Genomic DNA, 25,651 nt, shown 5'->3' with positions numbered 1-25,651 from the left:
GATCAGCCCTTACGTCATGTCAGAGATCAGCCCTTACGTCCCCAAGTGGAGATCATCGGTGCGGTGGCCAGGTCCATGCCGCCCGCCTCCACATTGGCCAGGTGGCGGTCGATGTCCTCGTCGGTGGCAAGGCCGGCGGCGACGAGCCGGCCGCGGATCTGGCGGACCGTGGCGGACTCCAGGGCTGTGCAGGCGGGCGAGGTGACGGGAAAGTACGCGTCGGCAGCCACGTCGTGCAACCCGGCCTCACGGAGCAGACGCGGGAGCTTGCGGCCGTACGACAGGTCGGCACCGCGGTCGGCGAGCAGTTTGCGGAAGCCCTGCCGCAGGCGGTTGGCGAGCCGCTGCTCGGGGCCGTGCTCGTCGGGGCAGATCAGGGGTTGAAGAGCCGGGTCGGCATCCTCGATCAGCAGCATTCCGCCGGGCCGCAGTGCACTGATCATGGAGCGCAACGCCCTTTCCCGGTCCGGGACATGGACGAGGACCAGCCGGGCGTGCACCAGATCGAAGCCGTCCCCCGGCGGCTCCTCCGTACCCACGTCGTGGACGCGGACCTCGACCGGAGGGCGGGCCGCGGCGGCGAGCCGCGTGGTGTCGATGTCGGTCGCCACGACCTGGCCGGTGGGTCCGACCCGCTGGGCGAGCCAGGACACCACGGAGGTGCCGCCGGCCCCTACCTCCCAGCAGCGCCGGCCGGGCCCGATCCCGAGTCCTTCGAGGTGCCGGAACGTCACCGGATCGAAGAGGGAGGCGAAGGCGTCGAAGCGTTCCCCCGCCTCGTTCTGCCGGTTGTTCAGGAGATACCCGTCGGATGGCGTCATAGCGCGATCATCCCAGTCGCCCGGTTGGCCCGAACCGATTGCACCGGCCGACGCTCCGTCCACAGGCGGGAACAAAGCGGAACGGACTGTTCCCACAGGCTTACCCGCACTTTGCACCGGGCTGGCACACTTGCCGGGCAAGGCGCGAAGGCGTTGTGCGAGGAGATCCACGCGAGGAGATCCAGATGTCCATGGCAGGGAATCTGCGGAAGGTCACGGGGCTGGGCAGGGTCGGCAGCCTGCGCAAGGTGGCGCGGCTGGCCCGGCGGCGGCCGCGCGTGGACCTGAGCCACCCCGCCCGGTCACCGCTGGGTTCCTCCGTGGTGAACTGCGTGACGTACCAGGACGGCACCCGGGTGCCGGGGTGCACCGACCTGGTGCATGCCGTGGAGATGGTGCGCAAGAGTCGCGAGGGGTTCGTCTGGCTGGGGCTGCACGAGCCGACGGACAGCGAGTTCGCGGGCATCGCCGAGCTGTTCGACCTGCACCCGCTGGCGGTGGAGGACGCGGTGGAGGCCCATCAGCGCCCGAAGCTGGAGCGGTACGGGGAAACGCTCTTCGCCGTGTTCAAGACCGTCTGCTACGTGGAGCACGAGCAGCTGACGGCGACGAGCGAGGTGGTCGACACCGGCGAGATCATGGTGTTCGTCGGCGAGGACTTCGTCATCACGGTACGGCACGGGCGGCACGGCTCACTCGGCCCGCTGCGCGAGGAGTTGGAGGCGGATCCGCGGCAGCTCGCCAAGGGGCCGGCGGCGGTGCTGCACGCGATCGCCGACCACGTCGTGGACGACTATCTGACCGTCACGGACGCGGTGCAGGCCGACATCGACCAGGTCGAGACGGACGTGTTCTCGGAGAACGGCGCACGGGCCGACCCGGGGCGCATCTACCAGCTGAAGCGTGAACTCCTCGAGCTGAAGCGGGCGGTGGTGCCGTTGGGTCGCCCGGTGGAGGATCTGGCGACCCGGCCGATCCGGGTGATCGACCCGGAGATACAGGCGTACTTCCGGGACGTGTTCGACCACCTGATGCGGGCCAAGGAGCAGATAGCCGCGTTCGACGAACTGCTCAACTCCATCCTGCAGGCGCATCTCGCACAGGTGACGGTCGCGCAGAACGAGGACATGCGGAAGATCACGGCCTGGGCCGCGGTGATCGCCGTACCGACGATGGTGTGCGGGGTTTACGGCATGAACTTCGACCACATGCCGGAGCTGCACTGGCGGTTCGGCTATCCGCTCGTGATGGGCGTGATGGCGGCGGCCTGTCTCGTCCTCTACCGGGGTTTCAGGCGCAACGGCTGGCTGTGACCTCTCACGCCGAGAAGGCCACGACCTTCCGCGGGACGACCTCGATGATCACGCGGACCTCGTCGGTTGGACAGACCGCTGGGATCAGCCGCTCCAGGCAGGGTGGCGAGGATCGTCGGCGCGCACGAGGACGTCGGCGGTGCCGGCCGGGTCGGTCTCGCCCTCGTAACGCTCGAAGGCGGGGAGCGTCCAGTGGTCGGCCTCCGGGGTACGGCGGCGCAGGGCGCCCTGGGAGAGGAGGACGTGGACGGTCAGGTCGAAGGGGAACCAGTGCCGCAGGAGAAGGGGGCCGTGGAGCAACAGGATCCCGCCGGGCGGGAGTTGGACGTACGGGCTGCGGGTGGCACGGTCGGTGACCGGGTCCCACAGGTCGGGCAGGACGCGGCCGCTGCCACCGGGGTCGAGTGGGCCGAAGACCTCGCGCCACAGCGCACCCGTGTCGAACCAGCCGCCGTAGTACGACTCCGCGTCCCGTCGCCCGTGTTCCAGACGGAGAGACGCAGGGCGCAGAAAGCCCTCGGCGCCGACGACGAGTGACGGCCGACCGCGTACGCGCAGCGCCTCGGCGACTCGCTCGGCGAGGTCCACCGGACGGGCGGCCGGCGCCCCGTCGAAGCCGACGCGCGGCCAGGCACCCCCGTCCGCCGGTTCCAGCTCGAGCAGCCGGTCGGCGAGCAGCTCGGCGAGCCGGTCCCAGGTGATCGCTTCGAGTCGCACAGCCCCATGATGCCGGGAGGGGCCGGCGGGCGGGGTCGGCAGGGACGGCGACGGCCACTGGGACCGCCGTCCGACCCCAGACCCAGGTCGCCGGCCCACACCACCCCGGTCGCCGACGGATGCCGAAACCCGGAGGCGAGGCGGCAGGGCGGACGACGGCCACCGGGACAGTCGACCGGCCCCACGCCCAGGGGCGGCGCCGGCGCACACCACCGAACTCCGACAGTTGCCGGAACGCGGTGGCGGGACAGCCGGCCGGGCGATGCTCACGCCCGCTGGGCACGTGGAGCACGGCGGGGTGCGGACCGGCCGGTGACGCGGGTGGGCGGAGAGCCGGGCTCGGGCGGTGAGTCCTGGCCGTCGTACGCGGACCTCGTGGTGGCCGGGGTGGAGGAGGTCGCCACGCCGGTGCGGCACCGGGCGCGGGTGTCGGTGTTCGGCTTCCGGGAGGGAGGTGTGGGTGCGGCAGGTCGGGTGTGGGAGCGGTGGGCGGAGACGGGGAAAGAAGCGCGTATGGCACCTTCTTCAACTCCCCGGGTCCCCAGTGGACTTGTCGCCGTCCAGCCGCTGCGGAGCAAGCGCTGCGCGGGGTGCCGGCGCGGGCCGCTCTCGCTGCTCGTGCTGGAGGACGGGGCGCCGCGCTGCCTGCACTGCGCCGACCTGGGGCACCTGGTGTTCCTGCCGCGCGGCGACACCGCGCTGACCCGCCGGGCGAGGGAGGAGAGCACGCTGTCGGTGGTGGTCGTGCGGTTCAACCGGCGCCGGAGTCGATACGAGCGGCAGGGCGTTCTCGTGGAGGAGGCGGCGCTGGCCCGGGCCGAGGCGCGGTGCCTGGCGGACGGGGAGGTGCGGCGTCGGCGTCGGGCCCGGGACGCCCGGCGCAGGGCGGCCGAGGACGAGCAGTTCGTGGCGGCGTTCGCGGCGGAGATCCTGCGGCTGTTTCCGGGGTGCCCTGCCGAGCGGGCCCGGGCGATCGCGGCGCACGCGTCGGTGCGGGGCAGCGGGCGGGTCGGGCGCGGTGCGGCCGGGCGGGCGTTGTCGGAGGGGGCGGTGATCTCGGCGGTCGTGGCGGCCGTACGGCATGTGGACACGCCGTACGACCAGCTGCTGATGAGTGGGGCGTCGAGGTTCGAGGCGCGGCGGCGGATCGCCGCGGCCGTGGAGAGCGTGCTGCGGGGGTGGGCAGCGGAGGCCGACGTCGGCTGAGGACGCCGGCGGCAGGGCGGGGGCTGGACGCTCGCGTATGCCCCCGCGTCCCTCGGCCATGGTCGCCTCGGCGCCCTGCCCCTTCACTGGAAGGGAGCACTGAAGCCGGGTCTCGGCTCGGGACGAGCTCGAAGTGGGGTGTGACCGTGATCGATGGGCCGTTCTTCGTGCTGGCCGTGCTCGGTGTGCTGGGGACCGGGCTGGTGGCCGGGGTGTTCTGCGGGTTCTCGACCTTCGTGATGCGCGGGCTGGCCGCGCTGCCTCCGGCGCAGGGCGTCGCCGCGATGAGGGCGATCAACGTGGCCGCCGTGCGGCCCGCCTTCATGCTGGTGTTCATCGGCTCGGCGGTGCTGTGTGCGACAACCGCGGTGGTGACGTTCGTGGTGTGGCCGGACGACGGGAAGGTGGAGCTGCTGCTGGGCAGCGCGCTGTACCTGTTCGGCTCCTTCGGGCTGACCATGGTCGCGAACGTGCCCCGCAACGACAGGCTGGCCCGAATGGCCCCGGGCAGCCCCGAGGCCACGGCGTACTGGCCGCAGTACGTGCGCGAGTGGACGTTCTGGAACCACGTCCGCACGGTCGCCTCCGCCGCGGCCGCCGTCGTGTACGTGCTGGCCCTCGCCTGAGCCTCCCCTGTGCGGGATCGGGGAGCCGGCGGGCCGGGCGCCGAGGGAATCCCTTCAGAAAGCGCTGTCCGCCACTCTGCGTGAGTGTCGGGGTGGACGTATCGTGGCCGAAAGAGTGCCGCCCGATGACGCACGGCCCGTCGTACATCGAGTACCTCCGGTACGCGTACGCGAGGAAGACGACCATGGCCGATCCCAAGGGGTTCATGACCACGCCGCGCCAGGAGTGGCCGCGGCGGCCCGTCGAGGAACGGGTCCGGGACTGGGACGAGGTCTACGTCCCGGGAGCGCTGCTGCCGATCATCAGCAAGCAGGCGGACCGCTGCATGGACTGCGGCATCCCGTTCTGCCACGACGCCTGCCCGCTGGGCAACCTGATCCCCGAGTGGAACGACCTGGTGTCCCGCGAGGACTGGCGCGCGGCGAGCGACCGGCTGCACGCGACGAACAACTTCCCCGAGTTCACCGGGAGGCTGTGTCCGGCGCCCTGCGAGGCCGGGTGTGTGCTGGCGATCAACCAGCCGGCCGTCACCATCAAGAACGTCGAGTGCGCGATCGCCGACCGGGCATGGGAGGAGGGTTTCACCCCGCCACGGCCTCCGGACCGGCTGTCGGGGAAGACCGTCGCGGTGATCGGATCCGGGCCGACCGGGCTCGCCGCGGCGCAGCAGCTCACCAGGGCCGGGCACACCGTCGCCGTGTACGAGCGGGACGACCGGATCGGGGGGCTGATGCGGTACGGCATCCCCGAGTTCAAGATGGAGAAGCGGCATCTGGACCGGCGGCTCGCCCAAATGCGGGCCGAGGGGACGAGGTTCCGTACGTCGACGGTGGTCGGGCGGGATGTCCCGGCGGACGTTCTGCGGACCCGCTACGACGCGGTGGTGGTGGCCACGGGTGCGACGGCATGGCGGGAACTTCCGGTGCCGGGACGGGAGTTGACCGGGATCCACCAGGCGATGGAGTACCTGCCGCTGTCCAACCGGGTGTGCGAGGGGGATCTGGAGGCCTCGCCGCTGTCCGCGGCCGGAAAGCATGTGGTGATCGTGGGTGGCGGCGACACCGGGGCGGACTGTCTGGGGACCGCGGTGCGCGAGGGGGCCGCGTCGGTGACCCAGCTGGACATCTACGCGCAGCCGGGTACCGAGCGCGACGAGGAGGCCGAGCCCTGGCCGACGTACCCGAAGCTCTACCGGCTGTCCGCCGCGCACGAGGAGGCGCGGGACCTGCGGACGGCTCCGGCGGCGGACGCGGACGCGCGGTTGTTCGCGGCGTCCACGCTCCGCTTCGTCGGGGACGACAGCGGGCACATACGGTCGCTGCACCTGGTCGAGGTGGACGAGCGGCGGCAGCCGGTGCAGGGCACCGGGCGGACGCTGCCCGCCGACCTGGTGCTGCTCGCCCTCGGCTTCTCCGGGCCCGACCGGGAGGACGGGCTGGTCGACCAGCTGGGGTTGTTGATGGAGCCGCGAGGCACGATCGCCCGCGACGGCGGCTTCGCGACCAATGTCGCCGGTGTGTTCGCCGCCGGGGACGCGGCGCGTGGGCAGTCGCTCATCGTGTGGGCGATCGCGGAGGGGCGGGCGGTGGCGGCAGCCGTGGACCGTTACCTGACGGGGAGTTCACGGCTGCCGGCGCCGATATCCGCGCATGACCGGCCGATGGCTGTGTGAGGAAGCGGGAGTTGTGGGCGTCAGCGGCGCCTCTCGTCCGTCCCCGCCACCTTCCCGGTGGCCGGCGCCACCCGGTCCCACGTGTTGATCGTGACCATCAGGGCCAGGACCTGGGCCGGTCCCGCCTCGCCCGGACCGGGCGGCGGCCTGGGCGTAGACCTCGTCGGGGACGCCCGCGCCGCACATCGGGGTGACCGGCATCGCGGCCGGGCTGCACGCCGTGCTCAGGCTGCCGCCCGGCACCGAGCGGTCGGTGGTGAAGGCGGCCGCGTGGCAGCGGGTCACCCTGGGCGGACTGGCCGCGTTCCGGCATCCGCAGACGCGGATGCCGGCGACCGACGGCCTGGCGGTCGGGTACGCCACGCCGCCGGAACACGCCTACGGCGCGGCGCTCGAGGCGTTGTGCGGGCTGCTGCCACCCGGGTGAGAGTCATGGGCAAGTCGAGCAAGAAGCAATAACCATCAGGCAGTTCAGGAGAGCAGGAAGTCGGCCTCCCCCGCCTTGGCGCCCTCGATGAACGCGGTCATCTCGTCCGTGGTGTAGATCAACGCCGGTCCGTCGGGGTCGGTCGACTGCCGTACGGCGATCCGGCCGTCGGCGAGCTTCATCGCCTCCAGGCAGTTTCCGCCGTTGCCGCCGCTCCAGGGCTTGTGCCACCCCTCGCTGCCCAACTCCCGTGCGGGCATGCCGTTGTAGACGCGAGTGCGCGGCTCTATGTGATCCATTCACAGCTCCTTGCGGAGATCCTGGAGGATCTCCTTCGTGCGTTGTGCCGTGGCGGCCTGCGCCGCCATGCGGTCCATGACCTCCAGGTGGGTCGCCACCTCGGAGCGCGCGTCCAGGTAGACCGCGCCGGTCAGGTACTCGCTGTAGACCATGTCCGGGAGTTCCGGCATGGCGAATCGGAACAGGACGAAGGGTCCGTACGTCCCCGGGTGCGGCCCGTTGGCGAACGGGGCGACCTGGAGCGTCACATTCGGCAGCGTCGTGGCCTCGAGCAACTTCTCGATCTGCGTACGCATCACCTCCGGGCCGCCGACCGGGCGGCGCAGGGCCGTCTCGTCCATCACCGCCCAGAAACGGGGGGCGTCGGTACGAGTGAGCAGTTCCTGGCGTTGCATGCGCAGCGCGACATGGCGCTCGATGTCGTCGGGGCTGGTCTGGCCGATGGCACCCGACTTGAGCACGCCGCGCGCGTAGTCCTCGGTCTGCAGCAGGCCGGGGACGAAGTGCGGCTCGTAGGAGCGGATGAGGCCGGCCGCGCCCTCCAGGCTGACGTACATCGAGAACCAGCCCGGCAGGATGTCGTGGAACCGCTGCCACCAGCCGGGCTTGTTGGCCTCTTCGGCCAGTTGGACGAAGAGGTCGGCCTCGGCTTCGGGAACTCCGTAGGCCTTCAGGAGCAGTTGCAGGTACGGGATCTTGAGGGAGACCTCGGCCATCTCCATACGGCGGATGGTGGCGGGGGCGACGCGGAGCACACGGGCGGCCTCCTCGCGCTTCAACCCGGCGCGCTCCCGCAGGTCCAGCAGGCGTCGGCCGAGGACCACCTGGCCCACGGTCGGCGCGGACCGCGGCTCGCTCACGCTCCCACCTCCGACACAAGAGTCCGCTCCGGCAAAAGAATCCCGACAGCCCTGCGGCGCCGTTCGAAGACTCATTCGAAGATCCGGCCGGATCGACGACGGTCCCAATTGGCGCCGCTCGAGGTGCTGTTGCGAGCAGTGTGCCACGGCCGTTGACCGAGTCACACAGCACTCTGCAATTTTCAGAGTGACACTTGCCAAGTGTCCACGCCGGGGAGATAGTGGCAAGCGTGATTCCGCCCGCGCCCTTAGGAACAGACGCCGCCGCTGACCGCCTTGGTCCAGGTACGGCAACGGGAGCAGCCCCTGGTGGGGGCGCTGCCGAGCGCCGGTTCCGCTTCGAGCTGGCCGCACATCCGGGTTCCCCCGCCCAGGCGAGGCGCCTGACGCGTGCCCGGCTGACCGGCTGGTCGGTGTGTGCGGACACCTGCGACAACGCGGCCCTCGTCATATCCGAGCTGGTCACCAACGCGATCGTGCACACCGCGAGCAGTCGCGTCGTGTGCGAGCTGCACGACCACGACGACATGGTGCGCATAGCCGTGCGTGACGAGGGTTGTGCGCCCGGCGAGCCCCACCCCTCCCCGCAGCGCCCCGACGAGGAGCACGGGAGGGGGTTGCTCCTCGTCGATGCACTGTGTCAGGCCTGGGGTGCGCAGGAACACGGGCCGGGGCTGCTGGTCTGGGCCGAGCTGGCCCGTCAGACCGACGCGGCCCGCGGCACCGTGGAACCACGCAACGACCTGGGCTGGGGTGCCCGCCCCAAGCCGGACGGCCCGCCGCCCGGTCCGGGCGAGGAGGACGAGGCACAGGCCCGGCACCGGCCCCCGGAGCAGCGGCGCGCGTGGGAGCAGCCGTGAGCGGCGCCGACGAGTCCGGCCGGCCGCTCGGCCTGGACACCCTGGTCCGCCTCGGACGCCGGCAGCACACGCCGGCCACGGTCCGTCGCCTGCAGGTCCCCGAAGGCATGACGTCACCGTTGGGCTGTGACGCCGTGGCCGTACCCGACCGCCTCGGACCACTGATCGTCCCGCGGCTGCCGCGGGTGGGCTGCGTGTACACCGACGGCACGCACTGGTGGTGGATCGTCCCGTCGGACTCCGACTACGCCCTCCCCTGGCCGGCCCCCGCCCAGTACGCCCCCGGCGCCCTGGTCCCCGCCACCGCCCGCCTGATCCACCGCCCCGAGGGCACGGTCCCCTACACCCCGCCGATCCCCCTGTACCTGGCCCTGTGCCGGGTGACCGGGACCACCCCGGACTGGTCCCGAGCCGTCCCGGCGTGAGGCTGCGCCGGCCCCGGCCGGTAGGGCGGGGTGAGGTACGGGACTCTTGACCGGCACCTCCTCGTCACCGGCGCCTCCTTGCCCGGCGGACGCAGCAGCCGTGCGTACTCCTCGCCCGGCGGACGCCGTAGCCGTGGGTACTCCTCGCTCGCCCAGCGCGACAGCCCCGCGTCCCGGCTGCCCCGCGTCCCGGCTGCCCCGCGTCCCGGCTGCCCCGCGTCCCGGCTGCCCCGCGTCCCGGCTGCCCCGGTCCGACGGCCACCACGCGCCCGGGCCCCTCGCTCAGCCGGCCCCACAGCCCGACGGCCCACACCCGCCACCCCTCCACCGCCGCACCCCCTTCGCGCCCCCGGTGCCACCTCTCGCGCCCTGCCCCACCGCCGGTCCGCCAGCGATAGTGGCCGTTCGGTCATGAGCCGGGGTGGAGGGGCGCGGTGCGAAAGAAGCGCGAGGCGGGTGGCTCCGAGGTCTCGGGGTCGGAGCAGCTGCTGTTCGGGGGACCGCTGCGGTACGACATGGGGTGGAACGAGCATGCGGACGCCTTTCTCGAGCTGAGCTTCCGGGCGATGGTGGTCCGGTTGCCCGGCATGCTGGCGTCCAGCCTGCGGCTGGCCCGGCAGGCGGACCCGCGGGCGGCCCGGATCGTGCTGGTCACCGAGCTGGGCCGGGGCGTGACCCAGGCGGTGAGCCTGCTGGCCGTGAACAGCGCCCTGGGGAAGCTGCTCGCCGGGCCCGACATCGCGCTGCGGCTGCGCGCGGCCGCCCCCGCCCTGGCCGTCATGGCCGCCGTGATGCTGGTCGCGGCGCTGCTGCGGGCCGCGTCGATCTATGCCACCGGACGGCTGGAGCCCAAGGTGGAGCGGGTGGCGACCGAGCTGTATCTGGACCGGGCGGCCAATGTGGAGCTGGCCGCGATCGAGGACCACGCCTTCCACAAGCTGCTGGACACCGCCCAGTACGGCGCCCGGTCCGCCCGCGGCATGATCTCCATCGGCGCCCGGGTCGTCAACGCGGTGATCTCCCTGATCGCCGCGGCCGGTGTGCTCACCGTGCTGCATCCGGCGCTGCTGCCGCTGCTGGTCACCATGACCCTGCCCAGCGCCTGGGGCGCCCTGATCAACGCCCGCCGCCGCTACGAGTCCTTCCACACCTGGGTGCAGCACGCCCGTGCCGGCCATCTGATCGGCAACCTGCTCACCGAGCCCGCCGCGGCACCGGAGATCCGCGTGCACGGCGTCGGCCCGTTCCTGCTGCGGCACTTCCGCTCCATGTCGGAGACCGCCGAGGCGGAGCAGGCCCGGCTGTCCCGGCTGGCCGCCCGGACCGGTCTGATCGCGGCCGCCTGGACGGGGCTCGCGACCGTCGCGACGTACGCCACGCTGGGCGCGCTGCTGCTGGGCGGCGCGATGGCCCTGTCCGTGGCCGGTACGGCGGTGATCGCGATCCGTACCGGGTCGGCGAGCCTGGACACACTGGTGCTGGAGATCAACGAGCTGCACGAGGAGGCCCTGTTCGTGGGCGATCTGCAGCGGCTGTACACCGAGGCGGCCGAGCGGGCGATCCCGGTCGGGGGCACGCCGCTGCCCGAGGAGCCACGGGAGATCCGGTTCGAGAACGTCACGTTCAGCTATCCGGGTGAGGCGGCCCATCCCGCCCTCGACGACGTGAGCCTCGCGCTCCCCCTCGGCCGGATCATCGCGCTCGTCGGCGAGAACGGCTCGGGCAAGACCACCCTGGTCAAGCTGCTCGCGGGGCTGTACACACCGGACCGGGGCCGGATCCTGTGGGACGGTGTCGACGCCGCGAGCGCCGACCGGCGGCTGCTCGCCGAGCGCGTCGCGATGGTGGCCCAGGACTTCAAGCGCTGGCCGTTCACCGCGCGGGTGAATGTGGCGGTCGGCCGCTCCTCCGCGCCCCTGACCGAGGATCGCCTGGCCACGTCGATCGCCGAGGCGGGGGCCGAGGAGGTGGTGGCGGATCTGCCGCGCGGTCTGGACACGCTGCTGGCGCGGAACTTCAGCGGCGGCCACGAGCTGTCCGGCGGCCAGTGGCAGCGCCTCGGCATCGCCCGGGCGGCCTACCGGCGCGGGCGCATCCTGATCGTGGACGAGCCGACGGCGGCGCTGGACGCGCGGGCCGAGCTGGAGGTCTTCGACAAGATCCGGGCGCTGGCGGGCAGCGGTCAGACGGTCGTTCTGATCACCCACCGGCTGGCCTCGGTCCGCCATGCCGATCTGGTGCACGTACTGGAGCACGGGCGGCTGGTGGAGTCCGGCACCCCGGAGGCACTCCTGGCCAGGGGCGGTGTCTACGCGGAGCTGTACGCGCTGCAGGCGGAGCAGTTCACGGCGAAGGTGCCGGCCCCGAAGCCGGCCTGAGCCGTCTCACTCCGTGGCGTCGCCGCGCACGATGACCAGGAAGGTGTCCGTCGCGAGGTCCATGACGACCTCGGCGGGCAGGCCTTCGAGCCGCCGGGCGTGCGCGAACTCCTCCGCCGGCCAAGATCCTCGCGGGCCACCTGCGGGAAAGCACTCGAGCACGGTTCGCCCGTTCACCATCTCGCACCTCCAGAAAGCGTCGTACTTCTTGGAGTTAACGCCCTGGAGAAGGCCGACGGCTCGCTCGGTGACGGGACTGAGACATTGTTGACACCGAGTCAGAGCGGACCGTGAGGATCCCTTCACTTTCCGACAGGAACGGCACATTCGGCGACAGTTTCACCACGCTCTGTGTCACTCCTCGTACGCGTCGTGGTACCGGAGCCGGTCGCTGCCCGTCGGGTTGCGGCCGAGCGCGGTGAGGTCGAGCAGGCCTGTGGTGACGCCGAGGCCGTCCAGGCCGTCGTCGTGGACCGAGTAGGTGTGGAAGACCTGGTCGCGCTCCCGCAGGAAGCAGCTGATGCCGGGGCGCTCGACCAGCTCCCCGCCCCGCTCGACGGTCGCCTCGAAGTCCCGGTTGAAGTCGCTGTGGCAGGACGAGTACCACGGCACCGCCCAGCCCATCCGCGCCTTGAACGGCAGGAGCCGGGTGAACGGCGCCCGGGAGACGGCCGCGAACGAGGTGTTCCGGGCCCGCAGATGGGCGAGGTGGCCGACCTGGTCGAGGAAGGACGCGCAGCACGGACAGCCCGCCTCCCAGTCCGGCGCGAACATGAAGTGGTGGACGACGAGCTGGGCCCGGCCCTCGAAGAGATCGAGGAGGGTGGCCTTGCCGTCGCCGCCCTCGAAGACGTACTCCGGGTCGACCTCGACCATGGGCAGCCGCCGCCGCTCGGCGCTCAGCATGTCCCGCGCCCTGCTGACCGCCTCCTCCTTGCACAGCAACTCCTCGCGCGCGGCGCGCCACTGCTCACGCGAGACGATCTCCGGAAGCGACATGAGCTCTCCTGTCCGCCGGTCGGTTCGAGGTGGTGACCGCCGGCGGGAGCGGAACTCATCGGAGTACGGCGCCGGATTCCAAGACTTTTCCGGCACCGCTCAGCATCCCGGCGCGGAATCACACGTCCCGGAGCAGGCTCACGTGTCCCGGAGCAGACCCACGCGTCCCGGGACGGACTCAGGTGCCGTACTCCTGGATGCGCCGTCCGTGGCTCCGGTCGATCAGAGCGGGCAGGCGCCGGTCCAACTCCCGCACGACGGCGGGCACGTCGAGGGTGAGCAGCTCGCGGTCCCGCATCAGGACGCGGCCGTCCACGACAGTGGTGCGGACGTCGGCGGAACGGGCGCTGTGCACCAGGGTGGCGGCGAGGTCGTGGACCGGCTGGGTGTGCGGGCCGGTGAGGTCGACCAGGATGAGGTCGGCGCGCCGGCCGGGGGCGAGGGTTCCGATGCTGCCGCCGAGGCCGACCGCCCGGGCGCTCTGCAGCGAGGCGTGGTGCAGGGCCTGACGGGAGGTCAGCCAGCGCGGGTCGCCCTCGGTGGACTTCTGGATCAGGGAGGTCAGCGCCATCGACTCCCACACGTCGAGGGAGTTGTTGGAGGCGGCGCCGTCCGTGGCGAGGCCGACGGGGACGCCGATCGCGCGCAGGGCCCGTACCGGGGTGGTGTCGGGCCACGCGAACTTGAGGTAGCCGCGGGGTGCGGTCGCCACCGCCGTACGGCCGCCCGTGCGGGCGAGGAGCGGCAGGTCGCGCTCGATGATGCCGGTGCCGTGGGCGATGAGCAGGTCGGTGTCGAGGAGTCCGGTGCGGTCGAGGACCTCGACGGGGGTGAGGCCGTGCCGGGCGAGGCTGGTGTCGGTCTGGTCGCGGTTCTCGGCGGCGTGGAGGTGGACGGGCAGGCCGTGGGTGCGGGCGAGTTCGGCGGTGGCGGTGAGGTCGGCGTCCGTGACGGTGTAGGGGGCGTGCGGTGCGAGGGCGGTGGTGATGCGCCCGCCGGCGGCGCCCCGCCGGCCCAGCGCGAACTCCAGTGACCGTTCCCGTCCTTGCGGACCCTGCGAGGAGAAGTAGGCCTCGCCGAGGTGGGCCCGCAGCCCGCACTCGGTGACGACGTCGGCGACCACGTCCATGTGGAAGTAGTGGTCGGCGAAGCAGGTGACCCCGCCGCGGATCATCTCGGCGCAGGCGAGCCGGGCACCCAGCTCGACGTCCTTCTCGGCGAGGTTGGACTCGACGGGCCAGACGACGTCGTTGAACCACTCCTCGGTCGGCAGGTCCTCGGCGAGTCCGCGCAGGGCGACCATCGGCGCGTGCGTGTGGCAGTTGACGAGTCCGGGCATCGCGACCTGCCCGCGCGCCTCGATCCGCTCCGCGGCCGCCAGGCCCTCCGCGGCGGCCGCGGTGGTCACCGCCTCGATCACGCCTTCGCGTACGACGATCGCGGCGTCCTCGCGGAAGGCGATCCGCTCCTTCTCGTCGTGCACGAGGACGGTGCAGCCGGTGACGACCAGGTCGGCGGGAGAGGCGCTCATGGGCCCAACGTACGACGCTCCGGTACCGCGAGGTGGGCCGAACCGCCCATCCGGCGCTGTGCGGCGGCGGGCGGCCGGACCCACTCCCGGCCGCACTCCAACTCGTCGAGCAGTTCCTGCAGTTGACGCGTGTGCCGGGAGGTGAGGCGGCCGGTGTCGTCGAGGTGCACGGCGCAGGCCGTGGTGGTGTCGACGAGGCGTTCCAGTACGGCGGCGACGGCGTCCGTGCCCTCGGTGTGCCGGGCGAGCGCGGGCAGTTCGGCGGCGGCGAGCGCGATCGCGGTACGGGCCTCGGCGAGGGCGCGGTAGGCCTCGCGGCGCAGCGCCCACCGTTCGGTGCGGTCGCCGGACTCGCTCAGGACGTGCACGAGATAGGCGTGCGCGGCGCTCGCGGCGGCGGCGAGCCGGGCCCGTACCCCGCCGCCCCGCTCCCCCGGCATCGGCAGATGCCCGACGATCAGCACGATCACGCAGGCCAGCAGGGTCTCGCCGATCCGGCTGACGGAGGCCTGCGGCTCGCCGCCGACCATCACCAGGGCCAGGACGAGAACGGTGACGACGGTGGTGAGGGCGCCGAAGTTCCGGGTGGCGACGGGGACGAGCGCTCCGCACAGCGCCACCAGCACGATCAGCCCCTCCGGGCGCGGCAGCAGCGCGGCGAGCCCGGCGAACACCAGGGCACCGAGCACGGTCCCGGCGGCCCGGCTCAGCACGCGGGAGGCGAGCGGCCCGAGGTCGGGCTTGACGAGGAAGACGGCGGTGGCGGGCAGCCAGTACCAGTGCTGGTGCTGCCCGTACCAGCGGGTGTGGTGCAGGGCCTGGGCGACGGCCGCGCTGGCCCCGAAGCAGAGGGCGACGCGCAGCCCGTACTCCCGCCCGCCGGTGCCGAGCGCGGCCCGGACGGCGGCCCCGGCGCCGCGTCGCCGGGCGAGCGGCCGGTGTGCGCCGTCCGCGGTCCGGTCGAAGGTCTCCGCGGCGCGCAACAGGGCGTCGTCGAGGGCGCGCAGGGCGGGTGCCGACCGAGTGGGGGCGGGCAGCGGGCCGGTGTCGGTGTTGCCACGGACGGCGGCGGCGAGCCGCCGGGGTCCTTCCACCGCGCGCGCGGAGAGGGACTCGCCCGCCCAGGCGAGGGCGGTGGCGGCCTCGGCCAGGGGCAGCGCGGCGGCGTACTGGGTGTGCAGCCTGCGCTCGGCCGCGGAGCCCGCGTACCGGCGCAGCCGGGGTCCGGCGAGGGCATCCTGGGCGTGGTCCAGGGCGGCGGTGAGCGCGGCCCGGCGGGCGGTGGCGGCGTCGCCGCCCACGGCGTCGAGCAGCGCGGCGACGGCGTCGTACACGTCGGCGACCGCCTCCCGTTCGCCGTCGAACCGGAAGTCCCCGGCGAGCGAACCCGGCGTGGGCAGCGCCAGCCGCAGCAGGAGCAGCCAGCCGGCGCCGGCGAGGAAGGCGAGGGCCCGCTGCCAGCCGCTCTCGGCCGCCGGCATCCCCGCGCCGATGGCGGCGGCGACGAGCAGTTGGGTACCGGCGGCGGAGGCGACGGGCCCGACGGCACTCATGCCTCCGGCGGCCAGCCCGAGGAGAGTGAGGAAGACCGTCAGCGGTACGGCGGACAGCAGCTGCCCGGTGTACGTCCCCACGAGCAGCCCGAGGGCGCCGGCCAGCGCGGGCACCCCGAGCCGCCGGACGGAGGCCCGCCTGCTGCCGGGCCGGTCGTTGATGCCGGCGAGCATCGCGGCGATGGCGGCGACAACCCCGTCGGAGACACGCCCCGCGACGACACCGGCGAGCAGCAGCGGCCCGGCGGCGAGCGCACCCCGGGTCACCGCGCTCCAGGGGACGGGCCCGCGCTGGGTGCGGAACGCATGCGCGAGCCAAGGGGGCAGGGACAGTACGGCGGGGCGGTGCACGGGGCTCCTGTTCGTTCGAGGGCGGGGGTGGGCCTTCGGACGACGGCGGCCGGGCTGCTGGTGTGTGTCCCACGGTAGATCGCGTTCGCCGAGCAAACGGGACGTTCACGTTTCGGGGAGGTGAAAGGTGGCGGGGTGGGGGGTTTCTTTATGAACGCAATGCGCTCGGGGTCCTGGGGCCACGGTCGCCCCTCACCTCTCGGGGCCGAGCCCGAGGATCTCCTCGGCCTGTCCGATCGCACCCGCCAGCGCTTCCGGCTCCGCCCGCAGCGCGCCCACCACGTCGTCGATCCGCCGCAGCCCGGCCCGCTCCAGCAGCCGCTTCTCGTTCGTCACCCACTCCCCGCGTGCCGCCAGCACCGCGTGGCCGGCCTGTAGGGCGGCGGTGGCCAGCGCACCGGCGACCTCGGTGAGGCGCGCGTGCGGGGCGTGGTTGGCCTTGGCGTAGTCCAGGGTCGCGCGGGCCGTGCCGGACCAGCGCTCCGCCGCGGTCCGGCGCAGTTTCTCCGGGTAGGCAGCCGGGCGCGGCAGTTCGCCGCGCAGTACCCGGTTGACGGCAAGTTCGGCCACGATCAAGTAGCTGGGGATCCCCGCCAGATGGAACAGCAGCGGCTCCACCCGGAACCGTCCCGCCTCCGCCTCCGCCAGCTCGTGCTCGACCACGTCCAGGTCCCGGTAGTGCACGTCGACCCGGCGTCCGTCGATGGTCAGCCAGGCCCCGCCGTTGAAGACACCGCCACCCCAGCCGCCGATCTCGGACACCTCGCCCTCCCAGCCGAGGGCGCGCAGGTCGGCGGGGTCGAAGGGGCCCCGTTAGTAGACGGCGAGGTCCCAGTCGCTGTCGGGGGTGTGCGTCCCCTGGGCTCGGGAGCCACCGAGGGCCACGGCTCGGACTGTGGGGAGGGTGGCCAGGCGGTCGGCCGTGGTGGTGAGGAAGTCGGGGTCGGGGAGCGTGGGCATGGGTGGGGGCTCCAGCTGGGTGAGGGTTCGGTGCGGGGAGCGTAGGCCGGGTGTGGGGCGCGCGGCGACCCGATTGTCAGTGGGGCGCGCTATCAAGGAAGTCGTCACTCATTGTCACGACGGGGGAGGTCATGGTGACGACTGGGGAGAGCGGTGCGAAGGCGCGGCGCGGTCATGTGTCGATCGCCGGGCTGCGGGCTCGCGGGTGGACGGCCGAGCTGGTGCGCCGGTTGCTGGGCGAGCCCGACCTGCTGCGCGTCAATCCGTACTCGGCGACGGCCCCACGGACCCGGCTCTACGGCGTCGAACGGGTCGAAGCGGCCGAGCAGAGCGCCGAGTTCAGGGCCGTGGCGGCGGCCGCGGTACGGCGGTCCATCGGGGTGAGGGCCGCCGTACGGCGCCGACGGCGGGAGGTGTCGGCGAGGGTCGCGGCGGCACGACGGGAGGCGGGCGCCGGAACGTCGGACCGGCCGTCCGGGGCCGTTGCCGAGCCGGAAATTCGGGTGCGGAGGCCCGGGCGGGCGCCGGATGATCAGCAGGTTGTCCACCCACCACCCCAGGGGCCGCCATGATTCGCCGAGTGACCGTACCGGGGCTCTTCCCGCCGCCCACCTACGCGCACGCCTCCGTCGTCGAGGCCGGGACGAAGCTCGCGTTTCTCGCGGGAGCCGTGCCGCTCGACGAGAAGGGGGAGGTGGTGGGAGTCGGGGATCCCGTGCGGCAGGCGGAGCAGGTGGTGGCCAATCTTCGGGAGCAACTGTGCGCGGTGGGCAGCGACTTGGATCATGTCGTCTCGACCGACGTGTACGTCGTGAGCGGCGAGCCGTCGGTGCTGTCCGCGGTGTGGGAGGTCGTCGAGGCCTCGGGGCTGAGCCGGGGGCCGCACTCGTCGACGCTGCTCGGTGTCGCCTGCCTCGGGTACACCGGACAACTCGTGGAGATCACGGCGACGGCCGTGGTGCCGGAGCGGGAGGAGGGCCGGGGGACGGTGGAGATCGTCCTTCGCCGGGCGGTGGCGGCCGACGCCCGTGCCGTCGCCGACGTGTGGCTGCGGTCCTACACCGCCGCGTTGCCCACGGTCGTGCGGCCGCGCTCCGACGACGAGGTGCGCGACTACTTCCGGGAGGTCGTGGTGCCGTCGCGGGAGACCTGGGTCGCCGCGGCGGGAGGCGGCGAGATCGTGGGCATGATGGTGCTCGCCGGGGACGAGCTGTCCCAGCTGTACCTCGACCCCGACTGGCGCGGCCGTGGCCTCGGCGACCGGTTCGTCGCGCTGGCCAAGGAACGCAGTCCGGGCGGGCTCGGCCTGTGGACCTTCCAGGTCAACGAGCCCGCCCACCGCTTCTACGAGCGGCACGGATTCGTCGCCGTCGAGCACACGGACGGCCGCGGCAACGAGGAGCGGGAGCCGGACGTGCGGTACGTGTGGCGACCCTGAAGGGCGTCCACGCGAAGGGTGTCCATGTGAAGGACGTCCACATGAAGGGCGTCCCTCACCTCCTCGGGCGTGCTCCCCATGTCCTCCCCTTCGGCAGTGGCCTCGCATAGGTGCCCGCCCGGCTGGTCGTCAGCCCCAGCGACACCAGCGACTCCGCCAGCTTCACCGCCGCTCCGACCCCGTCGACCACCGGGAGCCCGAGCTTCTCCCCCACCGCCCGCTGCAGTCCCGTCATCCCGGCGCAGCCCAGCACCAGGACCTCGGCGCCGGCTTCGCGGGCCCGTTCGGCGGCGGCAAGGAAGGCGGCCTCGGTGCGGGCCGGGTCGTCGGCGAGGTCGAGGACACCGAGGCCCGTGCCGATCACGGCGGCGCAGTTGCGGGCCACGCCGGCGGTCTCCAGGCTGTCCTCGATCTGGCCTCGGGACCGGTCGAGGGTGGTGACGACGCCGTACCGCCGCCCGAGGAGGCAGGCGAGGTGGGCCGCGGCCTCGGTGATGTCCACGACGGGCACGTCCACCAGCTCCCGTACGCCCTCCCGGCCGTGCTCCCCGAACCCGGCCAGCACGACGGCGTCGTACGACGGGCCGTCGTAGGTGCGCAGTGCGTCGAGGACGGCCGCGGCCGAGAGGTAGCTGTCGAGCCAGCCCTCGGCCGATGCCGGGCCCCACGCGGGGGTCAGCCCGGCCATGGTGGTGCCCGGGCCTGCGGCGGCCCGGGCACCTCGGACGATCTCCTCGGTCATCTCCTGCGTGGTGTTGCAGTTGGTGACGACGATCCGCACGTCCGTCAGACCTCCGCCCCGGCCGTCCGGGCCCGCTCGCCGCGGCACAGCACCGCGTACAGCCCGGCGGCCAGCGCCGTGCCGATGAACCAGGAGTACGGCGCCACGTCGCTGAAGGCCTTGACCAGCGCCAGCACCGCGGCGACCGCGGCCGAGGGCAGGAACGCCCACAGAGCCTTCGGGTTGACGCCCTTGCGGTAGTAGTAGCGGGAGCCGGGGGTGGCGTCGAAGAGCTGGTTCACGTCGACCCGGCCGCGCTTGACCGCGTAGTAGTCGACCATGATCACGCCGAACAGCGGTCCCAGGAAGGCGCCGAGGCCACCGAGGAAGTAGTTGACCACGGTCGGGTTGGAGAAGAGGTTCCAGGGGGTGACGACCAGGGCGGCCACCGTGCTGATCAGGCCGCCGATCTTGAAGGTGATCTTCTGAGGCCAGACGTTGGCCAGGTCGTACGCCGGTGAGACGAAGTTGGCGACGATGTTGACGCCCATGGTGGCGATGGCGAACATCAGCGCGGCCAGCACCAGCACCCAGGTGTTGCCGACCTTGGCGACCAGCTCCGCCGGGTCCGTGATGGCCTCGCCCCAGACCTCCAGGGAGCCCGCGGTGACGATGACGGAGACGACGACGAAGGCGGTGGAGTTGATGGGCAGGCCCCAGAAGTTGCCGCGCCGGACCGTCCTGTAGTCGGGTGCGAAGCGCGAGAAGTCGCAGAAGTTGAGCATCAGCGTGCCGTAGGTGGCGAGGATCAGGCCGATCGCGCCGAACCACTGCCGCCACTGCTCGCCGACGGAGACCGGGTGCGGGGTGGAGGTGAGCGAGATGCTCCAGTGGGCCTTGGCCAGGACCCAGACCGCCAGCGCGATCATCACCAGCCAGATCGCCGGACCGCAGAAGTCCTGGAACTTCCGTACCGATTCCATGCCCTGACTGATGATCAGCGCCTGGATCAGCCAGAGGGAGACGAAGGAGATCCAGCCGAGGGCGTCCAGGCCGAGGAAGGAGCTGTGGGTGAGGGACTCCAGGCCCGGCCAGGCCGCCAGCAGCATCACGTTGACGGCGACGGAGGCCAGATAGGTCTGGATGCCGTACCACATGATGGCGATCACGGCCCGGATCAGGGCCGGGATGTTGGCGCCCCAGACGCCGAAGCTGATGCGGCTGACGACGGGGAAGGGGACGCCGTGGCGCTGGCCGATCCTCCCCATCCAGTTCATGCCGACGTAGATGAGCACGAAGCCGACGAGCAGGGAGGTGAAGACCTGCCAGACGTTCATGCCGAGGACCAGCAGGCCGGCGGCGAAGGTGTAGTTGCCGAGGTTGTGGACGTCGGACATCCACATGGCGAACAGGTCGAAGACCTTCCAGTTCCGCTGCTCGGCGGGGGCGAGATCCTCGTTGGTGAGGCGTGGGTCGGGGACGAACGCTGGGGCGCCGGTGGCTTCGGCGCGGTCGGCGAGGGACACGGGGCCTCCATGGGCGAGGGGACGGAGGAGGACGGCTGGTTGTCCGGAGTACCGGACTGCGGGGGGTGTGCCGAGCGATTCGTTTGGTATACCAAACTGCCTCATGGTCCCGCCGTCAAGCGTTCGGACCGATGTCATCGCTGTTACTTCTCCGTAAAAGCACCGCCGGGTCGGCGAGGATGGCCCCATGAGCCCCACCACGACGAAGACCGAACCCCTGGGCGCGGTGCGCGAGCGGGTCCTCGCGACCCTGCGGCAGGACATCATCGCGGGGCGTCTCGGGCCCGGTGAACGGCTCGTCGAACGGGAGCTGGCCGAACGGTTCGGCGTCTCGCGGGTGCCGGTGCGGGAGGCGATCCGCGCCCTGGTCGCCGAGGGCTTCGTCCTGTTCGAGTCGGCACGCCGTACGGTCGTGCGGCGGCTGACCCCGACCGATGTGCAGGAACTCTTCGAGCTGCGCGAGGCATTGGAGGTGTACGCGGCGGGACTGGCCGCGGCACGGGTGACGCCCGAGGCGCTGGCGGAGCTGCGGGGACTGCTGGCCGAGGCCGCGACGGCGACGAACGACGGGGACGGCGAGGCGATCACGGACATCAACACCCGCTTCCACGACCGCATCCTGGCCATGGCCGGCAACAGCCTGCTGATCTCCGTCATGGAACCGGTCGACGGCCGGCTGCGCTGGCTCACCCGGCAGAACGAGGAGTGGCCCCAACTCCTGGATGAACACCGCGAGTTGTACGAGGCCATCGCTTCCGGCGACCCGGACCGCGCTCGCGCCCACGCACTCGGCCACGTCCGCGCCAACTACCGCTCGACGGTACGGCACCTGTTCGGAACCGAGCCGGACGAAGCCGGCTGAGTCTGCACTACGGCAGTCCGGCCGCGTCGGCCGCCGTGCGCAGCACCTCGCGCAGCATCTCGGGGGTGAGCCGGCCGGTGAAGGTGTTGCGCTGGCTGACATGGAAGCAGCCGAAGACGTCCAGGCCGCCCAGGGCGACTCGGGTGCCGTGGGCGAAGACGGGGCGGGGCCGGGGCACGGGCCAGCCCGCCTCGGCGAACGCGGGCAGTGCCGCCTGCCAGCCGAAGGCGCCGAGCACCACGGCGGCCCCGAGCGTCGGGCGCAGCAGCTTCAGCTCCTGGACCAGCCAGGGGCGGCAGGTGTCGCGTTCCGTGGGGGTGGGCTTGTTGGCGGGCGGGGCGCAGTGCACGGGCGCGGTGACACGCACGCCGTACAGCTCCAGGCCGTCGTCGGCGCGCACGGAGGTGGGCTGCGCGGCGAGCCCCACGTCGTACAGCGCCTGGTACAGCGCGTCGCCCGAGCGGTCCCCGGTGAACATGCGCCCCGTGCGGTTGCCCCCGTGCGCGGCGGGGGCCAGCCCGATGATCACGAGGCGGGCGTCGGCCGGCCCGAAGCCGGGCACCGGCCGCCCCCAGTACGTCCAGTCGGCGAACGCGGCCCGTTTCGTCCGAGCCACCTCCTCACGCCACTCGACCAGCCGTGGACAGGCCCGGCACTCCGCAACGCGCCGGTCGAGCCGCGCAAGGGCACAGCTGTCATCCATACGGCCACCGTATGCCCGGACCTGGACAGCGCCTCCGGCTCGCCGGCGCTGAGGCTGCGTGATCCGGGTGGGACCCCCTGCAGGAGGGGCGGGCCGGCGGGTGGGGCTTCCGGGCCGCCGGGGTCTCGGGGGCGGGCGTCCTTCGACACTCGCCCTTCGACACCCGCCCTTCAGCACTCACTGGGCCCGGCGCCCCGGAGAACGCCCCGACTCGCCCCGGCCCGCCCGGTTCACGTGGCGCGCTTCGGCGCTCCCTCGGGGGACAGCCGCTCCCCGGAAAACGCCTCAGGATCGCCCGGCCCACCGGGTTAAGGTCAGGACATGGCTTCCGAGGATGCGGACGAGAACGTGCAGCGTGACTCCGGCGGATCGGGCGACGCGGCCCCCGCCCAGGGCGCCGAGGGTTCTGGAGCCGCCGGTGCCCAGCCGGTCGACCCGAAGATCGCCGCCGCGGTGGCTGCCGCCGAGGCCGCCGGGCCGGCGAACGGCGAGACCGTACGGATCGACAGCTGGATCTGGGCCGTCCGCCTGATCAAGACCCGCTCGCTCGGCGCCACCGCCTGCCGTGGCGGGCACGTCCACGTCAACGGCGAGCGGGTGAAGCCCGCCTACTCCCTGCGCGTCGGCGACGAGGTGCGCCTGCGGAACGAGGGCCGGGAACGGGTCGTGATCGTCAAGCGGCTGATCCGCAAGCGCGTCGGAGCCCCGGTGGCCACCCAGTGCTACATCGACAACTCCCCTCCGCCCCCGCCCCGCGAGGCCGTGGCCCCCGTCGGCCTCCGCGACCGCGGCGCCGGGCGCCCCACCAAGCGGGACCGCCGCGAGATGGACCGCCTGCGCGGACTGGGTGGCATGGGCGGACTCGTTGGGCCGAGTGGACCAGGCGAAGCGAGCGGGATGGACGGCCCGGGCGGGTCGGACGGGTCGGACAGGGCGCAAGGGCCCGGCGGGCGGGGCGGGCGGCCCCGAGGCCGGTGAGCCGCCGCCCGCGTGTGCATCATCCCCATGTCCCGGCACACCGTCCCAGCACACCGGTGACCGTGTCCGCACACGGTGACGCCGGCCGGGCCCCCGCGCCCCGGCCGACGTCACCTGCGGTGTCCCGCACGGGTCACGCCCGTCGCCCCGCCCGCTGCAGCAGCCGCAGCAGTTCCGCGTTGTGCCCGCGCCGGGACCAGGCGATCAGGACGAGCGGCACGATCAGGATCAGCGGGGTCGCCGCGTACTGACCGTCGAAGACGGTGAGCTGGACGACGAACGCACCCACCATCAGCGCGCTCAGCGCGATCGCCGCCACCGACTGCAGCACCGGCACCAACAGCGCGACCGCACCGGCCAGTTCGAGCGCGCCGATGGTGTACATGCCCACACTGCCCCAGCCGATCCTGTCGAAGGACTCGACGGCCGACGGGTGCGCGATCAGCTTGGGCAGGGCGCTCGCGATCCCGTAGAAGAGGGCGAGCAGCACCTGCACCACGCGCAGGGCGATCCGGGTGAGGCGACCGCGGGCGGTCTCGGAAGCGGCGGAAGGAGCGGAAGTGGCGGAAGTGGCGGGGGCGGTGGTCTCGGACATGGGGTCTCCTGGGTGAAGCGGTCCCGATTGCTGTCACCGAGGTAGACCGCCCACTGTCCAAAAACTCATCGCTCCTACGCGGCCGGTACCGCCCTCACCCACATCCCGTCGGGAGTCAGATAGGCGTCCACCTCCAGTCCCGCCTCCGCCAGTGCCTCCTCGAACTGCTCCTTCGTCAGGGGTCGGGCCAGGAACGTCTGGGTCCAGACCGCGTCCCGGAACACGTACTCGGCGCGCACCGAGTTCACTCCGTGGCCGACCGGCTCCGACGACGCGATCCGCACGGTGAAGCCGCTCGGGTCGTCCCGCTCCCTGGGCACGTTCGTGTGGTAGTCCGCGCCCTCCCGCTGGATGAGCACGCAGCCGCCCTCCGCCACATGCCGGGCGCAGGCACGCAGCATGCCCCGTCTCACCTCGACGTCACCGTTGTGCACGAGGAACGACGCGAGCATCACCACGTCGAACCTCTCGTCCAGGTCCAGCTTCTCGATCGGGGCGCATATCGTGCGCGCTCCGCGGACGTGGGCGAGCATCTCGGCGGACTCGTCCACCGCCGTGACCGTGAAGCCCCGCTCCAGCAGGGGGTGGGTCATCCGGCCCACTCCGCTGCCCAGCTCCAGGATGTGCGCCCCTGCGGGCCCCGCCGCGGCGATGACGTCCGGCTCGTCGCCCACCGGCAGCCGCGTGTACAGCTCGACCGCGCAGCCGTCCGGAGTGATCGCACCGGGTCCGGTTCCGTCGTGTCCCTCACGCATTTCGACTGTCATGCCCGAACAACGGGCGGCCTCCGCACGCCCGTTCCCGTCCGACCCCGGTTCACTCGTTCGAGTCATTCACCGCGCAGCGGGAACTCCTGGAGCGGAAACCAGCCGTGCCCGATGTACCAGTGCCCGCCGGCCCGCAGATGGTCGCCGACGGCCCGCTCCACGGACGTGCGCCGCGGCAGCTGGTCGACCGGCAGGTCCGGGTCCCCGAAGACGAACTGGACGGGCTCGGTGTCGGCCGGTTCCGTGTCCTCGCGGGCGATGCGGAAGCGTTCCTGGAAACGGACGACGTTGGACTGCGCGGGCAGGTACCGCTTCAACTGGGGGTCCAGCAGCCAGGAATGGCACAGCACCGCCTCGGCGTGTTCCCCGGGGAAGTGCAGGGCGAAGAACTCCCGGGCCAGCTCCAGGGAACGGTCGCAGGCGGACGGCGTCAGCGGGCCGTGGAAGTCGGGTATGTGCAGGTTCAGGCAAGGTGTGCCCGGGACCGCGTCCAGACCGGCCGCCGCCATCACCGGCGCGCTGTGCTGCCCGATTCGCGCCCGCTCGAACTGCAGCCGCCCCAGTTGGTACAGCTCCCCGCGGAAGTGGAGGGCGAGCCAGCGCGGTGACTGCACCCCGGCCCTGCCGTGCCGTCCGCGGTGCACCGCCAGATGACGGCCCAGGTCGGCCAGGGTGCGCCGGGAGATCTCGGCCGGGATGCCGCGTTCCCGGTGGTAGGCGAGGGTGTACGGGAGCGCGGCGACGAAGACGTACACGGCGAGGGTGCCGTGCAGCGTCGGCGGAGCGGACGCGAGCAGCTCGGCCAGGTCGGGTGTGCGGCCCGTCTCGCCGAGGTCCCGGAGCAGCTCCTCGACGCCCTCCTCCAGGAGGCGGCGCGTCCCCGGGTCACCCGTCACCGTGCGCCGCAGCGCGACCAGTTCGTTGATCTCCTCGTGCGGCACGGCCAGGTCGAGGAGCACTTCGGGCAGGTCGTCCGCGTCCGGCAGCACGACGTATCCCCCTTCGACGAACGTCGTTGATGAACGTCCCCGACGAAGAGTACGTTGCAAGGAGGAGTGGTG

Annotated in this window: 25 protein-coding genes and 4 pseudogenes; 13 read left to right on the top strand and 16 right to left on the bottom strand. The window is 72.5% G+C overall.

Features of this window, described 5'->3' with window-relative positions:
- Positions 1-26: 26 nt before the first annotated feature.
- The gene (locus ACIRVH_RS20730) at positions 27-821 is read right to left on the bottom strand and encodes a methyltransferase domain-containing protein (protein ID WP_403955277.1); all 795 of its coding nucleotides are present in this window, start codon (positions 819-821) and stop codon (positions 27-29) included.
- 185 nt (positions 822-1,006) lie between these two features.
- Between ACIRVH_RS20730 and corA the strand changes: the two genes are divergently transcribed.
- Entirely contained in the window at positions 1,007-2,134 is a 1,128-nt protein-coding gene (gene corA / locus ACIRVH_RS20725) for a magnesium/cobalt transporter CorA (protein ID WP_403955275.1), read from the top strand.
- Positions 2,135-2,218: 84 nt separating this feature from the next.
- Here the strand turns inward: corA and ACIRVH_RS20720 are convergent, their stop codons facing one another.
- Complete coding sequence (locus ACIRVH_RS20720) at positions 2,219-2,851, bottom strand: uridine kinase (protein ID WP_403955272.1); 633 nt, start codon at positions 2,849-2,851, stop codon at positions 2,219-2,221.
- 513 nt (positions 2,852-3,364) lie between these two features.
- On the opposite strand from ACIRVH_RS20720, the gene ACIRVH_RS20715 reads away from it, so the two are divergent.
- The 3 genes from ACIRVH_RS20715 to ACIRVH_RS20705 all read left to right on the top strand — a co-directional run bounded on the left by ACIRVH_RS20715 (position 3,365) and on the right by ACIRVH_RS20705 (position 6,356).
- A complete protein-coding gene (locus ACIRVH_RS20715) occupies positions 3,365-4,057 on the top strand; it encodes a DUF2293 domain-containing protein (RefSeq protein WP_403955756.1) in 693 nt (230 codons plus the stop codon).
- A 146-nt stretch (positions 4,058-4,203) separates the two neighbouring features.
- A complete protein-coding gene (locus tag ACIRVH_RS20710; RefSeq protein ID WP_403955270.1) occupies positions 4,204-4,683 on the top strand; it encodes a DUF1772 domain-containing protein in 480 nt (159 codons plus the stop codon).
- Between the two features lie 185 nt (positions 4,684-4,868).
- Positions 4,869-6,356 carry a glutamate synthase subunit beta gene (locus tag ACIRVH_RS20705; RefSeq protein WP_403955754.1) on the top strand — a complete coding sequence of 496 codons (1,488 nt, stop codon included), beginning with the start codon at positions 4,869-4,871 and terminating at the stop codon, positions 6,354-6,356.
- Positions 6,357-6,376: 20 nt separating this feature from the next.
- Here ACIRVH_RS20705 and ACIRVH_RS20700 read toward each other — a convergent pair.
- A pseudogene (locus ACIRVH_RS20700) lies at positions 6,377-6,539 on the bottom strand (carboxymuconolactone decarboxylase family protein); the annotation flags it as partial.
- On the opposite strand from ACIRVH_RS20700, the pseudogene ACIRVH_RS20695 reads away from it, so the two are divergent.
- Positions 6,532-6,783: pseudogene (locus tag ACIRVH_RS20695) on the top strand (PLP-dependent aminotransferase family protein); the annotation flags it as partial. The pseudogenes ACIRVH_RS20700 and ACIRVH_RS20695 overlap by 8 nt on opposite strands.
- A 44-nt stretch (positions 6,784-6,827) precedes the next feature.
- Here the strand turns inward: ACIRVH_RS20695 and ACIRVH_RS20690 are convergent.
- Positions 6,828-7,082 (bottom strand): DUF397 domain-containing protein, encoded by a 255-nt coding sequence (locus ACIRVH_RS20690; RefSeq protein ID WP_145875008.1) that lies wholly within the window; start codon positions 7,080-7,082, stop codon positions 6,828-6,830.
- Positions 7,083-7,943, bottom strand: a complete 861-nt coding sequence (locus ACIRVH_RS20685; protein ID WP_403955267.1) for a helix-turn-helix domain-containing protein — start codon at positions 7,941-7,943, stop codon at positions 7,083-7,085.
- A gap of 221 nt (positions 7,944-8,164) precedes the next feature.
- Between ACIRVH_RS20685 and ACIRVH_RS20680 the strand changes: the two genes are divergently transcribed.
- The 3 genes from ACIRVH_RS20680 (at position 8,165) to ACIRVH_RS20670 (ending at position 11,606) form a co-directional block, all read left to right on the top strand.
- Positions 8,165-8,803: an ATP-binding protein gene (locus tag ACIRVH_RS20680; protein ID WP_403955265.1), complete on the top strand. Its 639-nt coding sequence runs from the start codon at positions 8,165-8,167 to the stop codon at positions 8,801-8,803.
- Entirely contained in the window at positions 8,800-9,228 is a 429-nt protein-coding gene (locus tag ACIRVH_RS20675) for a hypothetical protein (RefSeq protein ID WP_403955262.1), read from the top strand. The genes ACIRVH_RS20680 and ACIRVH_RS20675 overlap by 4 nt, the downstream gene beginning before the upstream one ends.
- 434 nt (positions 9,229-9,662) lie before the next feature.
- Complete coding sequence (locus ACIRVH_RS20670; RefSeq protein WP_403955259.1) at positions 9,663-11,606, top strand: ABC transporter ATP-binding protein; 1,944 nt, start codon at positions 9,663-9,665, stop codon at positions 11,604-11,606.
- 6 nt (positions 11,607-11,612) lie between these two features.
- On the opposite strand, the gene ACIRVH_RS20665 is transcribed toward ACIRVH_RS20670, so the two are convergent.
- The 5 genes and pseudogenes from ACIRVH_RS20665 to ACIRVH_RS20645 all read right to left on the bottom strand — a co-directional run bounded on the left by ACIRVH_RS20665 (position 11,613) and on the right by ACIRVH_RS20645 (position 17,000).
- Positions 11,613-11,786 (bottom strand): hypothetical protein, encoded by a 174-nt coding sequence (locus ACIRVH_RS20665; protein ID WP_186581274.1) that lies wholly within the window; start codon positions 11,784-11,786, stop codon positions 11,613-11,615.
- 174 nt (positions 11,787-11,960) lie between these two features.
- Complete coding sequence (locus ACIRVH_RS20660; protein WP_403955256.1) at positions 11,961-12,605, bottom strand: DUF899 domain-containing protein; 645 nt, start codon at positions 12,603-12,605, stop codon at positions 11,961-11,963.
- Between the two features lie 178 nt (positions 12,606-12,783).
- A complete protein-coding gene (locus ACIRVH_RS20655; protein WP_403955254.1) occupies positions 12,784-14,136 on the bottom strand; it encodes an amidohydrolase in 1,353 nt (450 codons plus the stop codon).
- Positions 14,133-16,040, bottom strand: coding sequence for an FUSC family protein (locus ACIRVH_RS20650; protein WP_403955252.1), 1,908 nt, complete (start codon positions 16,038-16,040; stop codon positions 14,133-14,135). The genes ACIRVH_RS20655 and ACIRVH_RS20650 overlap by 4 nt, the downstream gene beginning before the upstream one ends.
- 192 nt (positions 16,041-16,232) lie before the next feature.
- Positions 16,233-17,000 (bottom strand): annotated as a pseudogene (locus ACIRVH_RS20645) (nucleotidyltransferase domain-containing protein).
- A 131-nt stretch (positions 17,001-17,131) separates the two neighbouring features.
- On the opposite strand from ACIRVH_RS20645, the gene ACIRVH_RS20640 reads away from it, so the two are divergent.
- The 3 genes and pseudogenes from ACIRVH_RS20640 (at position 17,132) to ACIRVH_RS20630 (ending at position 18,438) form a co-directional block, all read left to right on the top strand.
- The gene (locus ACIRVH_RS20640; RefSeq protein WP_403955249.1) at positions 17,132-17,572 is read left to right on the top strand and encodes a hypothetical protein; all 441 of its coding nucleotides are present in this window, start codon (positions 17,132-17,134) and stop codon (positions 17,570-17,572) included.
- Positions 17,569-17,901 (top strand): annotated as a pseudogene (locus ACIRVH_RS20635) (RidA family protein); the annotation flags it as partial. The gene ACIRVH_RS20640 and the pseudogene ACIRVH_RS20635, both read left to right, overlap by 4 nt.
- Before the next feature lie 87 nt (positions 17,902-17,988).
- Positions 17,989-18,438, top strand: a complete 450-nt coding sequence (locus ACIRVH_RS20630) for a GNAT family N-acetyltransferase (protein WP_403955752.1) — start codon at positions 17,989-17,991, stop codon at positions 18,436-18,438.
- A 55-nt stretch (positions 18,439-18,493) separates the two neighbouring features.
- Here ACIRVH_RS20630 and ACIRVH_RS20625 read toward each other — a convergent pair whose 3' ends face one another.
- On the bottom strand, positions 18,494-19,219 hold the full coding sequence (locus ACIRVH_RS20625) for an aspartate/glutamate racemase family protein (RefSeq protein ID WP_403955246.1): 726 nt from the start codon (positions 19,217-19,219) through the stop codon (positions 18,494-18,496).
- Between the two features lie 5 nt (positions 19,220-19,224).
- A complete protein-coding gene (locus ACIRVH_RS20620) occupies positions 19,225-20,685 on the bottom strand; it encodes an NCS1 family nucleobase:cation symporter-1 (RefSeq protein ID WP_403955244.1) in 1,461 nt (486 codons plus the stop codon).
- Positions 20,686-20,872: 187 nt separating this feature from the next.
- Between ACIRVH_RS20620 and ACIRVH_RS20615 the strand changes: the two genes are divergently transcribed.
- Positions 20,873-21,547: a GntR family transcriptional regulator gene (locus ACIRVH_RS20615; RefSeq protein ID WP_403955241.1), complete on the top strand. Its 675-nt coding sequence runs from the start codon at positions 20,873-20,875 to the stop codon at positions 21,545-21,547.
- Between the two features lie 7 nt (positions 21,548-21,554).
- Here ACIRVH_RS20615 and ACIRVH_RS20610 read toward each other — a convergent pair whose 3' ends face one another.
- Positions 21,555-22,250, bottom strand: coding sequence for a uracil-DNA glycosylase (locus ACIRVH_RS20610; RefSeq protein ID WP_403955238.1), 696 nt, complete (start codon positions 22,248-22,250; stop codon positions 21,555-21,557).
- Positions 22,251-22,571: 321 nt separating this feature from the next.
- Here ACIRVH_RS20610 and ACIRVH_RS20605 point away from each other — a divergent pair, with 321 nt between their 5' ends.
- A complete protein-coding gene (locus ACIRVH_RS20605) occupies positions 22,572-23,228 on the top strand; it encodes an RNA-binding S4 domain-containing protein (RefSeq protein ID WP_403955235.1) in 657 nt (218 codons plus the stop codon).
- A 133-nt stretch (positions 23,229-23,361) separates the two neighbouring features.
- Here the strand turns inward: ACIRVH_RS20605 and ACIRVH_RS20600 are convergent, their stop codons facing one another.
- The 3 genes from ACIRVH_RS20600 to ACIRVH_RS20590 all read right to left on the bottom strand — a co-directional run bounded on the left by ACIRVH_RS20600 (position 23,362) and on the right by ACIRVH_RS20590 (position 25,579).
- A complete protein-coding gene (locus ACIRVH_RS20600) occupies positions 23,362-23,823 on the bottom strand; it encodes a DoxX family protein (RefSeq protein WP_403955232.1) in 462 nt (153 codons plus the stop codon).
- Positions 23,824-23,897: 74 nt separating this feature from the next.
- A complete protein-coding gene (locus tag ACIRVH_RS20595; protein ID WP_403955230.1) occupies positions 23,898-24,578 on the bottom strand; it encodes a class I SAM-dependent methyltransferase in 681 nt (226 codons plus the stop codon).
- Positions 24,579-24,652: 74 nt separating this feature from the next.
- Entirely contained in the window at positions 24,653-25,579 is a 927-nt protein-coding gene (locus ACIRVH_RS20590) for an acyltransferase domain-containing protein (RefSeq protein ID WP_403955228.1), read from the bottom strand.
- Positions 25,580-25,651: the final 72 nt, after the last annotated feature.

The organism is Streptomyces sp. NPDC101165 (assembly GCF_044768135.1).
In the GTDB taxonomy this organism is placed as follows: Bacteria; Actinomycetota; Actinomycetes; order Streptomycetales; family Streptomycetaceae; genus Streptomyces.
This window is presented reverse-complemented; position numbering and strand designations above follow the sequence as displayed.

Excerpts from the sequence above, each read along its gene's own strand:
- ACIRVH_RS20715 (WP_403955756.1), top strand. The coding sequence starts at position 3,365 with ATGGCACCTTCTTCAACTCCCCGGGTCCCCAGTGGACTTGTCGCCGTC.
- ACIRVH_RS20705 (WP_403955754.1), top strand. The coding sequence starts at position 4,869 with ATGGCCGATCCCAAGGGGTTCATGACCACGCCGCGCCAGGAGTGGCCG.
- corA (WP_403955275.1), top strand. The coding sequence starts at position 1,007 with ATGTCCATGGCAGGGAATCTGCGGAAGGTCACGGGGCTGGGCAGGGTC.
- ACIRVH_RS20640 (WP_403955249.1), top strand. The coding sequence starts at position 17,132 with ATGGTGACGACTGGGGAGAGCGGTGCGAAGGCGCGGCGCGGTCATGTG.
- ACIRVH_RS20655 (WP_403955254.1), bottom strand. The coding sequence starts at position 14,136 with ATGAGCGCCTCTCCCGCCGACCTGGTCGTCACCGGCTGCACCGTCCTC.
- ACIRVH_RS20730 (WP_403955277.1), bottom strand. The coding sequence starts at position 821 with ATGACGCCATCCGACGGGTATCTCCTGAACAACCGGCAGAACGAGGCG.
- ACIRVH_RS20595 (WP_403955230.1), bottom strand. The coding sequence starts at position 24,578 with ATGCGTGAGGGACACGACGGAACCGGACCCGGTGCGATCACTCCGGAC.
- ACIRVH_RS20665 (WP_186581274.1), bottom strand. The coding sequence starts at position 11,786 with ATGGTGAACGGGCGAACCGTGCTCGAGTGCTTTCCCGCAGGTGGCCCG.
- ACIRVH_RS20690 (WP_145875008.1), bottom strand. The coding sequence starts at position 7,082 with ATGGATCACATAGAGCCGCGCACTCGCGTCTACAACGGCATGCCCGCA.
- ACIRVH_RS20605 (WP_403955235.1), top strand. The coding sequence starts at position 22,572 with ATGGCTTCCGAGGATGCGGACGAGAACGTGCAGCGTGACTCCGGCGGA.
- ACIRVH_RS20615 (WP_403955241.1), top strand. The coding sequence starts at position 20,873 with ATGAGCCCCACCACGACGAAGACCGAACCCCTGGGCGCGGTGCGCGAG.
- ACIRVH_RS20660 (WP_403955256.1), bottom strand. The coding sequence starts at position 12,605 with ATGTCGCTTCCGGAGATCGTCTCGCGTGAGCAGTGGCGCGCCGCGCGC.
- ACIRVH_RS20610 (WP_403955238.1), bottom strand. The coding sequence starts at position 22,250 with ATGGATGACAGCTGTGCCCTTGCGCGGCTCGACCGGCGCGTTGCGGAG.
- ACIRVH_RS20600 (WP_403955232.1), bottom strand. The coding sequence starts at position 23,823 with ATGTCCGAGACCACCGCCCCCGCCACTTCCGCCACTTCCGCTCCTTCC.